The 13564-nt window shown below is 63.9% G+C and carries 10 protein-coding genes and 2 pseudogenes; 6 read left to right on the top strand and 6 right to left on the bottom strand.

Annotation, left to right across the window (positions count from 1 at the left end; all coding sequences use genetic code 11):
• The first annotated feature begins 381 nt into the window (after nt 1-381).
• Nucleotides 382-1497: an alpha-hydroxy acid oxidase gene (locus tag P6U24_RS16865; RefSeq protein WP_407160191.1), complete on the top strand. Its 1116-nt coding sequence runs from the start codon at nt 382-384 to the stop codon at nt 1495-1497.
• Nucleotides 1498-1542: 45 nt separating this feature from the next.
• Nucleotides 1543-2172 carry an HAD family hydrolase gene (locus P6U24_RS16860; protein ID WP_407160190.1) on the top strand — a complete coding sequence of 210 codons (630 nt, stop codon included), beginning with the start codon at nt 1543-1545 and terminating at the stop codon, nt 2170-2172.
• Nucleotides 2173-2995: 823 nt separating this feature from the next.
• On the opposite strand, the gene P6U24_RS16855 is transcribed toward P6U24_RS16860, so the two are convergent.
• Both P6U24_RS16855 and P6U24_RS16850 read right to left on the bottom strand, forming a co-directional pair.
• Nucleotides 2996-3412 carry a TetR family transcriptional regulator C-terminal domain-containing protein gene (locus tag P6U24_RS16855; RefSeq protein ID WP_407160491.1) on the bottom strand — a complete coding sequence of 139 codons (417 nt, stop codon included), beginning with the start codon at nt 3410-3412 and terminating at the stop codon, nt 2996-2998.
• A 72-nt stretch (nt 3413-3484) separates the two neighbouring features.
• Nucleotides 3485-3574: pseudogene (locus tag P6U24_RS16850) on the bottom strand (hypothetical protein); the annotation flags it as partial.
• A gap of 77 nt (nt 3575-3651) precedes the next feature.
• On the opposite strand from P6U24_RS16850, the gene P6U24_RS16845 reads away from it, so the two are divergent.
• Entirely contained in the window at nt 3652-4614 is a 963-nt protein-coding gene (locus P6U24_RS16845) for an alpha/beta fold hydrolase (RefSeq protein WP_407160189.1), read from the top strand.
• Between the two features lie 61 nt (nt 4615-4675).
• Here P6U24_RS16845 and P6U24_RS16840 read toward each other — a convergent pair whose 3' ends face one another.
• Nucleotides 4676-4891 carry a hypothetical protein gene (locus tag P6U24_RS16840; RefSeq protein WP_407160188.1) on the bottom strand — a complete coding sequence of 72 codons (216 nt, stop codon included), beginning with the start codon at nt 4889-4891 and terminating at the stop codon, nt 4676-4678.
• 934 nt (nt 4892-5825) lie between these two features.
• On the opposite strand from P6U24_RS16840, the pseudogene P6U24_RS16835 reads away from it, so the two are divergent.
• Nucleotides 5826-6297, top strand: a pseudogene (locus P6U24_RS16835) (GNAT family N-acetyltransferase).
• 187 nt (nt 6298-6484) lie between these two features.
• On the opposite strand, the gene P6U24_RS16830 reads toward P6U24_RS16835, so the two are convergent.
• Both P6U24_RS16830 and P6U24_RS16825 read right to left on the bottom strand, forming a co-directional pair.
• Nucleotides 6485-6940, bottom strand: a complete 456-nt coding sequence (locus P6U24_RS16830) for a winged helix-turn-helix domain-containing protein (protein WP_407160187.1) — start codon at nt 6938-6940, stop codon at nt 6485-6487.
• 461 nt (nt 6941-7401) lie between these two features.
• The gene (locus tag P6U24_RS16825) at nt 7402-10125 is read right to left on the bottom strand and encodes an ATP-binding protein (RefSeq protein WP_407160186.1); all 2724 of its coding nucleotides are present in this window, start codon (nt 10123-10125) and stop codon (nt 7402-7404) included.
• Between the two features lie 456 nt (nt 10126-10581).
• Here P6U24_RS16825 and glp point away from each other — a divergent pair, with 456 nt between their 5' ends.
• Complete coding sequence (gene glp, locus P6U24_RS16820; RefSeq protein WP_407160185.1) at nt 10582-11793, top strand: gephyrin-like molybdotransferase Glp; 1212 nt, start codon at nt 10582-10584, stop codon at nt 11791-11793.
• 27 nt (nt 11794-11820) lie between these two features.
• Here glp and rocD read toward each other — a convergent pair whose 3' ends face one another.
• On the bottom strand, nt 11821-13035 hold the full coding sequence (gene rocD, locus P6U24_RS16815; RefSeq protein ID WP_407160184.1) for an ornithine--oxo-acid transaminase: 1215 nt from the start codon (nt 13033-13035) through the stop codon (nt 11821-11823).
• Between the two features lie 115 nt (nt 13036-13150).
• Between rocD and P6U24_RS16810 the strand changes: the two genes are divergently transcribed.
• Nucleotides 13151-13348, top strand: a complete 198-nt coding sequence (locus P6U24_RS16810; protein ID WP_407160183.1) for a hypothetical protein — start codon at nt 13151-13153, stop codon at nt 13346-13348.
• Nucleotides 13349-13564: the final 216 nt, after the last annotated feature.

The following is a 13564-nucleotide window of genomic DNA, read 5'->3' as shown; positions in this document are numbered from 1 at the left end:
GGCGCCCTGATGGATAAATACGAAGCCTGAGATCGAACCACCAGCCCTGTCCCAACCCTGAAGCTCACAACAGCTTTCGGGTTTCTTCAAGGCCTTTGGTTGCGGCGGCCGACCAGACCACATGGACGTCGGCTGCCCGATTTCAAGGCAGAATCGTCTGAACCTGCTGACATTATTCAGCATTCCAAAGGACTTTGCGATCAAGTCCGCATGATCGCAGGCCCCTCGCCCCGACATCCATCTCCGCCCCGCCGGCGCCGACGAATCGCCGTCGCCTCGCCATAGCCGCCGATGAGAGCCATGCGATTTTGCGATGGCGTGGCCCGATGGGACACGGTAGGCGATAAGAACACACGAAGACCACAAGGTCCGGAGGAAACGATGAGCGAGCGGAAGAACGTCGAGCTTGGTGCCAGCGACGAGAAATTCCAGAACCTGCACGAGTTCATCCGCAAGGCCAGAGCCCAGCTCAACCAGAATGCCTGGGACTATATCATCGGCGGCGCCGAGACCGAGACCACGCTTCGCCGCAACCGCATGTCGCTCGACGAGATCGCCTTCCGCCCACGCGTGCTGCGCGACGTCGCCCATGTCGATGCGTCGGTCGAGGCGTTCGGCCGCCGGATGCGGCTGCCGGTGGTACTGGCGCCGGTCGGCGCGCTCGAGATCTTCGATCCCGCGGGCGCTGCGAGCGTGGCGCGCGGCGCCGGCCGCTTCGGTGCCGCGCATATGCTGAGCTCGGTCTCCGAGCCGGGTCTTGAGAAGACGGCCGAGGCCGCGCCCGATGCGATGCGCATGTTCCAGCTCTATGTCCGCGGCGACGACGCCTTCGTCGAGGACTATGTCAGCCGCGCCATCGAAAACCGTTACACGGCCTTCTGCATCACCGTCGACACCGCGCATTACAGCCGGCGCGAGCGCGACATCGCCAAGCGCTATGTGCGCGAAAGCCGGCTCCGCGCCACCGGCGGCGACCATCAGAAGGCTCTGAGCTGGCGCACCGTCAAGCTGGTCAAGGACAAGTTCAAGATCCCACTCATCATCAAGGGCATCGCCACCGCCGAGGATGCTCAAATCGCGCTCGATCACGGTGTGGACTGGATCTACGTCTCCAACCATGGCGGCCGTCAGCTCGATCACGGCCGCGGGTCGATGCATGTGCTCCCCGAAATCGTGCAGGCGGTGAAGGGCCGCGCCAGGATCATGGTCGATGGCAGCTTCGCGCGCGGCAGCGACATCGTCAAAGCGATCGCCTCCGGCGCCGATCTGGTCGGCATCGGCCGGCTGCAATGCTGGGCGCTGGCCGCCGCCGGCGAGACCGGCATCCTGCGCATGCTCGAGCTTCTGGAGGATGAGGTGGTCCGCACGCTTGGCCTGCTCGGCGTGACCTCGTTCAAAGAGCTCGACGGCTCCTATCTGCATCCGGCGACCGCGACCAACGCACCGAGCGTGTTCAGCGCCTTCCCGCTGGTCGATATCGAGCCGTATCATTATTGATGCGGCGCGCCGCCTTGGGCGCGCCTGTGAGAGGTTGATGCCGTCATGACCGAGCCACATCTTGTACCAGGCAGCGCCGACGCGCTGCTGTTCGATCTTGGCCGCGTCGTGATCGACGTCGACTTCTCCAAAGCGGTGGCCTGCTGGGCTGGGCACGCCGGCTGTGCGCCTGATGACATCGTCTCCCGCTACGTGCAGGACGAGGCCTATCATCATCACGAGCGGGGCACGATCGAGGACGCTGCGTTCTTTGCCAATTTGCGCAAGATGCTGGGCATCACCATCACCGACGATCAGTTCCTGGAAGGCTGGAATGCGATCTTCGCCGGCGAGGTCGAAGGCGTCGTACCGCTGCTCGCGCGCGCGGCGAAGCATCTGCCGCTCTACGCCTTCTCCAACACCAACCGGGCGCACGTTGCGTATTTCTCGACAGCCTATGCCGAAGTGCTCAGCCACTTCCGCGAGGTCTTCCTCTCCTCGAGCATCGGCCTGCGCAAGCCGGATGCGGAGGCCTACGACCACGTCGTGCGGGCGATCGGCGTGCCGGCCGAGCGCATCGTGTTCTTCGACGATCTCGCCGCCAATATCGAAGGCGCCCGCGCGCGCGGACTGCAGGCCGTCCAGGTGCGCTCCTCGGCCGACGTCGCTGCCGCATTGGATGCGCTGGGGATTTAGGTTCGATTGCTTGAGCTGGTGCATCAAGCCTGGCTCTCTCCACATCGTCATTGCGAGGCGCCCTTGCGCCGAAGCAATCCAGGGCTGATGCAAAGACTCTGGATTGCTTCGTCGCTTTGCTCGTCGCAATGACGAGTTGGATCCATCAGCATCGTCCGGTGTCGTCCTACTGGAAATACAAAGACGTTCCCGCGACGCCGTCACGCCCGAGTCCTGCCTGTTAGTTCGTCCCTCCCCGAAGTAGAGGGCGCAGGGAATGCCGGGTGCTGGCCGCAACCCATGGCCCGCCTGCAACAAGAAAAGCAGGCGGCAGTCACCACAGGTCCAGCCGAAAACATCCGGCACTCCCTGCACGATGGTTGACCGGCTTATACGTACTCTCCCCGGGGACCGGCTTTTTGCCCCCGTCATCCGCGCGCTCGTCGCACCGCGGACTTGGCATCAGCACCGGGATGCCAGGACCATACGATTTCGCCGTCCGCGCCGCGTCGTTCGTCCGTGCGCTTTCCTGAGCATGATCTTTCCGGATCATGCTCGTGCACTGCGACACCTCGCGTCCACCGCATCCCACCTCGCGTGTCGTGACGATCGCGATGCGCCCCTCTTGCCGAGGCGGGACGTGCACAACAAAGCACAATTTCCGAAAAAGCGAAAGAGAAATTTTTCAGCCGAACGGCCTCGCAGCGGCGATCTGGTTCGTCGGATTGCTGAAATGAGTTTTCCGGCGCAACGGCTTTCGGTCACCCGGAAGAAGATTGGCGCAACTCGTGTCTGCAAACACCGACGGTGATTTGCCCGGCGACCGGTCACCCTAGAGGCGCGGCTATGGTTGTGACGCCGGATGGAGGAAGCTTTCGAGCATTCGGCGGAAGCGGTCAACTGCAGTCGAATTCCGTTCGACCTTCATCCTGAGCAGCGTGCCGTGCCAGGCTGCCAGCAGAAAGGCGCCGAGATCGGCTGCCCACGCTTCGTCGGCAGGCCGGAGCAGACGAGCGACCATCTCAAACCGCGCAGATTGCTGCGCGAGCACGGTGCACAGCCGCGCGCGGAGGGCGTCACCATGAGCGGCGATTTCCGCGGCAAGATCGGGAACGATGCACCCGCGCTGCCACTCCGCCTCGGCCACAGCCGTGGAAATGCGATCGAAATACGACCTTAGCCGCTCCGCTGGTGCGAGCCTCTCATCGTCGAGCGTCTCGTGCATGATCGCATCCAGCCTTTCGACGTAGCGGTCCAGCACGAGAATTTCGAACGCTTCCTTGGACCGGAAGTGATTCGTAAAGGAGCCATGCGGCACGCCCGCCGCCGTTGCGACGTCCCGAACCGCGGTCGCACCGAAGCCACGCGCGTGCACGAGCCTGACCGCCGCTTCGAGCAGCGCCTCACGTTGATCCGTTGTCATATGACCTTCTCAATACATGTGTATTGATCTCGCAATACAGATGTATTGGCACGGATGTGAAACGGAGAAAAAGCTGGATGCGCCACCACCACATCGAAGCTGCTGGGATCAGGCTGCACGTCGCCGAGGTCGGGAACGGCCCCGCGGTGCTGTTCTGTCATGGCTTTCCGGCGATCTGGTCGAGCTGGCGATCGCAAATGGAGGCTGTCGCCGCCGCGGGCTGGCGCGCGATCGCGCTGGACATGCGGGGCTATGGCGAGAGTGATGCGCCTGATGATGCCGAGGCCTATACGCCGTTCGAGTGCGTGGGGGACCTGGTGGGCATCCTCGATCGATTGGAGATCCCGAGCGCCGTCATCGTGGGACATGACTTCGGCGCGAACGTCGCTTGGAACGCCGCCATGATGCGGCCGGACCGCTTCACTGCCGTGTTCGGGATCAGCACGCCTTTCCGTCAGCCAGGCGGCCCCAGCTTCCTCGATCAGCTGCGCGCCGCCGGGACGGATGACTTCTATATGCTCGCGCAGATGCGCCCCGAGGCGGACCAAGCCTGGGCGGATGCGGCGACGACGATTCCCGGCTGTTATTACTGGACGTCGGGCCAAGCGCCGGACGAAACGCGCTGGGACCCTTTCGACCCATCACGCGGGTTGCTGCGAGCAGCGCCCGAGCCGCTTGCCGTGATCGACCGGGCGTATCTGGACGAAGCCGTCGCAAGCTTCGCGCGGACCGGCTTTCATGGCGGCCTCAACTATTACCGTGCCATCGACCCGTTCTTCCGCACTGCCTCACGGGCCTACGCTGGCGCCGTCATCCCGCAGCCAACCTTTTTCGTGAACGGAGCGCGCGACGGACTGAACCGCGTTCGCCGCCCAAGCGAGGCTACGATGCGCGCTGCCCTGCCCGGGTTGGCAGGTTTCGTGACGATCGAGGAGGCAGGACATTGGCCGCAGTTGGAGACGCCCGACAAGGTGAACGTTGCGCTGCTGGCTTTCCTGTCAGAGATCGCACGTGCCGCTCAAACCGCCGCCCCTTATTAGGTCCCCCGCAACGAACGCCATCGTCAGCTCGATCGGATCGCGAGATTGGGCGCAACGCCTGTCAGAGAAAACAGCCGTGCCACAGGCCGTACAGCAGGAACGGGGTTGAACACCAAAGGATAAAATAGAAGATCAGTCCAAGAAGATCGCTGTCATTGCGCCGATAAAAAGAACGGTCCGGGCTGGATATCAGCTTCTCCTCTCGAATCAACTTGCGGGCAGCCCGTACAAAAGCCCACGCTCCGACCATCACCCAGATTTGCAACAGGATGGACAACCAAACCTCCTTATGCGGGTAGGTTGGGGGCTATTTGGCGGAAACTGCCATCTCAAAGGTTATCGTGATCCGTCGCTATCCTCGCGATAAAATGCAAATTTGAAGATAGCAAATCCACCAAATACGACCATGCGCAGCATCACGAATGCTACAATTTGAGTGAATAGGCAGGAGGTCCGCAAACGGGTCCGAAGGTCAGCTTCAGGTCAAAGCGAACGCTAGAGTCGCTAGTAACTGCCGTTGGCCGGCTATGATGGCGCGCATTGCCATTTTTCGAGTGTACGCAAGGACGCTGATCAGCACATATGAGCGCATGACCTTCTTTTACAAATGCCTTTCCTGCGAACAAGCGTTTCCGGTATTCAGGGAGAATGTGAGGGCATGCCCGCTTTGCAACAGCCCTCAGATTGAGGAGTCGCCAGAAATCGGTATGGGCGAGCGCCTGGAACGCGGTGCCATTTACAAGGTGGATCTGACAAACGGGCACCTCACAAAGCAGAACCGGCCACCTTCGGACGGAGACTAGGCCAGCTCGGAACTGCCCAGGCGGCAGAGGATGTCTGCCGCGTCCCGTTGCAGCAACCCTCACAATTTCCGGCTTGCTGATTCTCATCAATGTCTTCACCGGCCTGCACAGAATCCGGTTTCATCGGCCGGTCGCAGCATTGCTCTTCGTCCGAGTCCTGCGGACAGCGCTGCGGCCTATACCCGCGTCAAACAAACATGAGGAGCGCCGACAGGGTCGGGAGTGAATGGCCCGACAATGGCGTGCCGAACTGAGTTATTGGATCGCGCGGTGTATTGAAGGTCGGTCTGAGTCAGGATGCGAACCACGCAACCTGGCAATTTGCGTCGATTGACCTCTCCTGAGCAGACCCGCCACTTCGTCTTCCGGCCAGTTCCGGACATTGGATCAATGTGGTATGCGACAGCCATGTTCGGACCGCCCAAAATCGTTACGCTGAATTCCTCCGACCTCCCTTTAATGAGGGGAATGCTCGGAACATTCGCGAGGGCATTCGCAGAGCCTGAGACCTATCTGAGCAAGCAGGCTGATGACACCTATCTGAGCGAACTACTCGCAAAGGCGCACTTCATTGCCATCTGTGCGGTGAACGACGACGCAGTGATTGGCGCCCTGGCCGCCTATCACTTGGACAAGTTCGAGTCGACGTGAAATCTACATCTACGACCTGGCAGTCGATAAAGACTTCCGCCGTCGCGGCGTGGCCACCGCGATGATCAACGCCCTCCGTGAAGAAGCTGTCCGGCGGGATGCCTATGTCATTTTTGTACAGGCTGATCTTATGGATGCTCCAGCCATCGCGCTCTATGAAAAGCTCGGCGTGAAAGAGAACGTTCATCATTTTGACATTGCGCCGACGCGAAGTCAGCCATCGGAGTGATCCTGCTCAACATCTCGTTTGGCCGAATCGCGACGGTTGTGCCCGATCTCTGTCACGTCTGGTCTACCCCTCCGAGCCGACATGCAGGCCACAGGCGGATTTCGTCGAAGGACCAGTTCGCGCGATCAGTCCAAAGACTGCGATCCCCAGACGAACCGTGCCCTTGGCGTACACGACGCGCGCCGGGTCACGTCGACACCCGCTCGACGTCGAGCGCGAAGACGTAGCCGACGCCGTCTAGGCCGCGGTCGGTTAGGATGACCTCGGGAAACCGAGCGTCGATCTCGAGCTTGCGGCGCAGCCCAAGAATCTCGAGCTCGACGCAGGGATCGCCATCATTGTCGTCTGCGGCGAGACGAGCCTGCAGCGCGGCAGCGAGATGGCCGCGCATCAGCAGCTGTCCGGGCGCTTCGAGGAAGATCGCAAGCAGCGCGGCCTCCCGCTTGGTCAGCGCGACCTCACCGCCTGCGGCATCGATCAGTTGCCCGCTTGCGAGGTCGAGCTGCCAGCCGTCGAAGCGGTACAGGCCGCTCGGCCGCTCGCTGAGTTGCGCTTGACCCGGCGCCGGCTCTGCGTCCTTGCCCTGCCCAAGCATGGCACCGAGACCGGACAGCAAGGATGCCAAAGTGTGCGCGCCGTCCATGGATTTTTTCGCCTTCCCGGCCGCGCCTTGTGAGTTGCCTGTTCCATCCTGGAACGACGACGGACTCAGCACGGCGCGCTCGCCACGTCCCTCGCACGGCCCTCGCCGCTGAGAGGATGTCGTGCGGGAACCGGCCTTGGTTCATACGCGCGCGCAGACGCGTGGCGCAGCATGGGCGAACGCCACACTTTACACGTGGCGGTTGGCAAAGAGCGCGAATTTCCCTCGCGCATGTCGATAAGCTCCGTCAGGTTAAGTGCGGGCATTACTTGCTCGCGCGCGGACACATAGCTGCGCATCAGCGCAAATGCGCGTGAAGAGTTGTGAAGTTTTGCGCCACAGGCCCTGGGAACGTGCGCCTAGAGCCTTTTCCGTTCCGATTGAATCGGAACGGGGCTCTAGCTTTTTGCTTTGACGCGTTTTCTTGACGCGAACCGGTGTCCACTTCGCTTGAAAACGCTCTAACGGCTCGCGGTACGCAAACGGAGCCTCGCCGCGCGCAGGTCCGCGGTGTCGAATCCGTCGACGAAATGGTTGAAGGCATCTTCGAGAATGCGCTCGCCATCAAGCGCCGGCGAGGTCTTGCCGAGACGGGCCAGGTCGATCGCAATTCGCAGCTCCCAGCCTGGCGAGGACTGGCTGCGGCTCAGCTCCACCGCATCAGTCAGCAAGGCCGCGACCTGACCGGCGTTAGACGCCGAGACGGCCAGGAGGATCTTGCCCTTCAGGCGCATCAGTTCGGGCTGGTCCATCGAGCCTCCGCTGACCTCGGCCCGGCCGATCGCCTCGTCGATCATCGCGAGCGCATCCGCGGTGCGGCCGAGCTGCAGCAGGCCTTCGGCGAGCGCGCCCCTGAACACGGCATCCTGAATGAGGTGATTCTCCGCCTGGAGCGTGTCGAGCGCCTTGCCCAGCAGCGAGACGCCGAGCTCGGACTGTTTCCGCCGCACCGCCAGCATGCCGCGGAAGCCGATGCCGACTGCGTGATACGGCGCGAGGCAATGCTGATCGGCGAGCCGGATCAACTCATCGATCTGCCGCGATGCCTCGGACCAGTCGCCGCGCCACAGCAACACCGGCGTCGTGTAGATCAGCGCGATGCAGATATCGACGGGATTGCCGAGCTGGCAGGCCTCATCGATGGCGAGCCGCGTCATCTGGATCGCGCGCTCGGGCTGACCACGAAGCCACAAGCAGCGGGCCTGCCCGACGCGCGCGCGAATGCGATGGTCGTAGCCGAACAGCCTGGTGTCGAGGTCGGGATCATGGGCGGCCCTGGCAAAGCCGCGATCGAAGCAGGCCTGCGCCTCAGCCTGCCGCCCTGCCAGATGGTGCGCGATCCCAAGCATCCAGTCGGCCGTGATCAGCGCCAATTCGTCGCCGAGCGACTCCGCGACCGCGCGATACTGGTCGGCGACATCGGATGCAGCCTTGAAGTTTGCGATCCGAGTGAGGAAAATGTGGCGCCCGGCCAGCAGCCGAAGCTGAAACATCTGATCTCCGGCGGCGGTCGCCAGCTCCAGCCCACGAAGCACCGCACTTTGCACGTCGGCGCTGTTGCCGCGGGTGAACATGGCGGCGATGGCGAGCGCCTCGCGCAGCTGCAATTCCTTGTCGATCGCGCCGCCCCGCGCGCGCTGCGCCTCGATCGCCTGCGCGCACCAATGATGGCATTCGCCGAGCAACGCCAGGTTCAGGAACACCGGCGCCGCCGCTGCGACCAGCCGCGCGCCGATCCTGATGTCGCCCGAGGGAGAGAATGCCCAGCATAGCGCCGCGCGCACATTGCCGAGATCGCCCTCTACCTCGCGCAGCGTTTCGTCCCGCCGCTCCAGAAGTGCGGCGAAATGGCCGGCATGGCGGCGCGCGACGTCATCCTGGTCGCTGCTCCGCATCAAGCGGTCGAGAGCGAATGCGCGGGTGGTCTCCAGCAGGCGGTAGCGCGGCGCTTCCCGCTCAATGCCGACGGCCACGAGCGATTTGGAGACCAAGCGCTCGATCACATCGAGCGCGCGGCCGTCGGGCTCGGCCAGGACAGCCCGCACCGCGTCGAGGTCGAAGTCTCCGACAAACACGGCGAGCCGCAGAAAGCAGCGGCGTTCCGCCTCGGACAGCAGATTGTAGCTCCAATCGATCAGCGCACCGAGGGTCTGGTGCCGCTCGCTCGCAGTGCGCCGCCCGAGCCATGCCAGGCGAAAGCGGTCATCGAGCAGCTTCGCCGTGCCCTGCAGGCCGTGACTGGCGACCTGGCTTGCCGCAAGCTCGATCGCCAGCGCGTTGCCGTCGAGGCGGCGGCAGATATCGGCGATCACAGCAGCATCGGCATTCGACAGCACCGGCTTCGCATCGGCGGGACCGGCCCGCTCGAGAAACAGCGTGATCGCGGAGAAGCCGCGCGCCTCGTCCGCGGTCAGCGCGTCGGCGGGCGCGGGCACCTCAAGCGGCGAGAGCGCGTGGACGGTCTCGCCTTCCACCCGCAAGGCCTCGCGGCTCGTCGTGAGGATGTGCACGCCCTCTGCGCTGCCGGCGATCCGCTCAGTCAATGCCGCGACGCTATCGATCACATGCTCGCAATTGTCGAACAACAGCAGCATCCGCCGGCCGGCGAGCTGCGCGACCAGCGCGTCGGTGCAGTCCTGCTCGTGAACGCGAAACCCGAGCGCCGTCGCGACGCTGCTCGGCAACAGAAGCGGGTCGCGCAGCAGCGAGAGATCGATGAAGGCGACCGCACCACCAAACTTGTCCGACAGCGCATGCGCCACCGCGAGCGCAACCGTGGTCTTGCCGATCCCGCCCGGACCAACCACGGACACGAATCGCCCAGCGAGCAGCTGCGTCGCCAGCGTCCTGACGACGTCGTCGCGTCCGACGATCCGCCTCACGGCGGGCAGCCGCGCCGGCATGGCTTCGCCAGCACCGGCGAGCCGCGGCTCGATCTCCTCGCGCGCGACCGGCGCCACGAAGCAGTAGCCGCGGCCCGCGACGTTGGTGATGTAACGGGCGCCGTCCTGGCCGTCGCCAAGCACGCGCCGCAATCCCTTGATGTGGGCGCGCAGCGCGCTCTCATCGACGGTCACGCGCGGCCAGACCCGCGCAATCAGCTCGGCCTTGCTGACGACCGTCCCGGCGTGCTCCACCAGCGCGATGAGGATGTCGAGAGCGCGACTGCCGATCCGCTGCGGCATGGCCGATTTTTCCAGCAGCCGTTGCGCCGGATGGAGCCTGAACGGCCCGAATCGAATCGTCGTCTTCGCCTCGGCCCCTTCCGCCTCGACCTTGGTTCGTCGCGACGGCCCTGAACTCTGCTCCGTAGTACTCAGGCGGTGACCTCACGCGTTGCGCCGTTCAACTGCAAAAACATGTAGGAGTGGCAGGCCAAAACGGCAAATCGGCGGTGTAGCGGCCATACCGGCGCTGTGGAACTGATGCCGCGCGTTTCGCGGCGATCTCGCGTGACAGACGCCTGCATTACAGATGTCATGGTCGCACCCCTCATTGCCGTGCCGGCCGCAGGCCCTGATCATTAGCTACGAGCAAGGCCGCCTTCGCGTTTCACATCACGAGGGCTTGGCCACAAGCCGGCCATTCGGCTAGAACGCGACTTCGCTCTTGTCCTGTCACCTGCGCCAGAAGGAACGATCATGGCCCTGATGCCGGTTGCCGATGCCCTGGCTGCGGTGCTCGCCGGCGCCGAGCCGCTTTCGGAAGAGACGGTCGATCTCGATCAGGCCTATCACCGGGTGCTGGCGCGCGACGTCGCGGCACTGCGCACCCAGCCGCCGCAGGCGATGTCGGCGATGGACGGCTATGCGGTGCGCGCAGCCGATGCGGCGCACGTTCACGCCAGGTTGAAGGTGGTGGGTGAAGTCGCGGCCGGCCGGCCGTTCGGCCGCATGCTGCAGCCGGGCGAGGCCGCGCGCATCTTCACCGGCGGCGTCATTCCCAACGGCGCCGATGCGGTCGTGATCCAGGAAGACACGGTGGCCGACGGCGATCAGGTCACGATCACCGAGGCCGCCGTCAAGGGACGCCACATCCGTCCCGCCGGCGTCGACTTCCACGAGGGCGCGGTGCTGCTGCAGGCCGGCCGCCGCCTGAGCGACCGCGACCTGTCGCTCGCCGCCAGCATGAACCACCCACAGCTGCCGGTGCGGCGGCGTCCGCGCGTCGCCCTGCTCGCGACCGGCGACGAGCTGGTGATGCCCGGCAACAATCCAGGCCCGGGCCAGATCGTCTATTCCAACGGCTACGCGCTGCGGGCGCTGGCCCGCGCGGAAGGCGCCGAGGCGATCGATCTTGGCATCGCCGCCGATACGCTCGCGGCGACCACCGCCGGCATCCGGCGGGGGCGCGAGGCCGATGCCGACATCCTGGTCACCACCGGCGGCGCCTCGGTCGGCGATCACGACCTCGTCAAGGAATCGCTGGAGGCGGAAGGCGTCACCATGGCGTTCTGGAAGATCGCCATGCGCCCGGGCAAGCCGATGATGCACGGCCGACTCGGCGCCATGCGCGTGATCGGACTGCCCGGCAATCCCGTCTCCTCCTATGTCTGCAGCCTGCTGTTCCTGGTGCCGCTGCTCCGGCGCCTGTCGGGGCTGTCGTCGATTCATATCCCGCGCGAGGCCGCCCTGCTCGGCCGCGATCTCGCCGCGAACGACCTGCGCGAGGACTATTTGCGCGCCCGGCTGGAGACGCGTGCCGACGGCAGCGTGATCGCAACGCCGGTCACGCATCAGGATTCGTCGCTGCTCGGCTATCTCTCCGCCACACAGGCGCTGGTGATCCGTCCGCCGTTTGCCCCGGCCGCAACCGCCGGCTCGGCTTGCGAGATTCTGCGCCTGCCGGAATGATCCGTCCCGAGCCGGCGAGCATGACCATCAGGACAAGTCGTGCTCCAGAACGGCTGCGATCGCCTCTAACGCCCAGTCGACCTGATCGCTGGTGATGACAAGTGGCGGGGCGATGCGGATCGTGTGTTCATGGGTGTCTTTGGCCAGGATTCCCCTGCCCTGTAGCGCCTCGCAGTAAAGACGCGCATGGCCGGCTTCCGGGTGAAGTTCGACCGCCAGCATCAGACCACGCCCGCGCACGTCACGGATGAGATTGGAGCGGATGCTCCTGAGCCCATCGAGGAAGCGCGCGCCCTGCACGGCCGCGTTCTCGATCATACCGTCCTCGACGAGCACGCGCAGGGCTGCCCGCGCTACCGCACAGGCGAGCGGGTTGCCGCCGAAGGTCGAGCCGTGCTGCCCAGGTTTGAGGGTGCCAAGCACCGCGTTATTCGATAGCACGGCCGAGACCGGATAAAAGCCGCCGGACAGCGCTTTGCCGAGGAGTGTTACGTCCGCCTCAATCCCCTCGTGCTGCTCGGCCAGCAGCTTGCCGGTGCGACCGAGACCGGTCTGGATCTCGTCGAGGATCAGCATCACGTTGTGCGCGCTGCAGAGTTCGCGCACGTCGGCAAGATACCCGGCTGGCGGGATGATGACGCCGGCTTCCCCCTGGATTGGCTCGACGAGGAAGGCAACGGTGTTCGGGTTGATCGCTTTCTTCAGCGCCGAGGCGTCGCCAAAGGGGATGATCTTGAAGCCCGGCGCGAACGGCCCGAAATGCTCGCGCGTCGCCGGGTCGGTGCTGAAGCCGACGATCCCGAGGGTGCGTCCGTGGAAGTTGTCGGCACAGACGATGATCTCGGCGTGGCCATCCGGTACAGCCTTGACCTCATAACCCCACTTGCGCACGGATTTGATCGCACTCTCCACCGCCTCGGCACCGCTGTTCATCGGCAGCACCTTGTGGGAGCCGGTCAGCTCCGCGATCTGCTCGTAGAAGGATGCCAATTGGTCGTTGTGGAAGGCACGGGAGGTCAACGTCAGCTTACCGGCCTGTTCAACCATAGCCGCCAGAATCTTCGGATGGCAGTGGCCCTGGTTCACTGCCGAATAGGCCGAGAGACAATCGAGATAACGATTGCCTTGCGTATCCCACACCCAGACGCCCTCGCCGCGCGACAGAACGACACCGAGCGGTTCGTAGTTCCTGGCGCCAAACTGCGCTTCCGTCGCGATGAAATCAGCGGCCGATCGACCCATATTCTCGTCAACTCCCATTGTCGCAAACTTGCATCAACCGGTTCTCCATTCACGCAGATAATGACGAGGGCTTCAGTCTGTGAGCAGCGGCGCAATTTCTCGAACAAATAATTCCATGCGGCTCGAGAAAAAACGGGCAACGGCTTTGGAGCTAAGCCTTCGCGTGCAAGGATTGGAGGAGCTGAAGCAAGCAATAGAACCGGAGCCTGCATTCAGCTTCGACGTCCTCAAATTGCGCCGATGTCTTCGGGATCAATTCTATCAGTTCTCAGCCATTCTGCCCATCGAGCCCAACCTGCTGCGTGGCGAGTAAGATGCGGCGCAGGCGACCGGCCGCTGCATTCCGGACACGGCAATTTCGATGGCCATCTGATACCAATCGCCCGCGGGTGAAGTCACCAGGCTTCAGTCCGAGTGCCTTCCATGGCGGCTCTGTTTCCGCGATCAGAGGGGATGTCCCACAGACCTGCAGTGCGGCAACGCTCGATGCAGCCGGCCGTGCTATTGCAAGGCGCGGGCGCAGGCACCA

The organism is Bradyrhizobium sp. STM 3557, from assembly GCF_045571465.1.
Taxonomy (GTDB): domain Bacteria; phylum Pseudomonadota; class Alphaproteobacteria; order Rhizobiales; family Xanthobacteraceae; genus Bradyrhizobium.
This window is presented reverse-complemented; position numbering and strand designations above follow the sequence as displayed.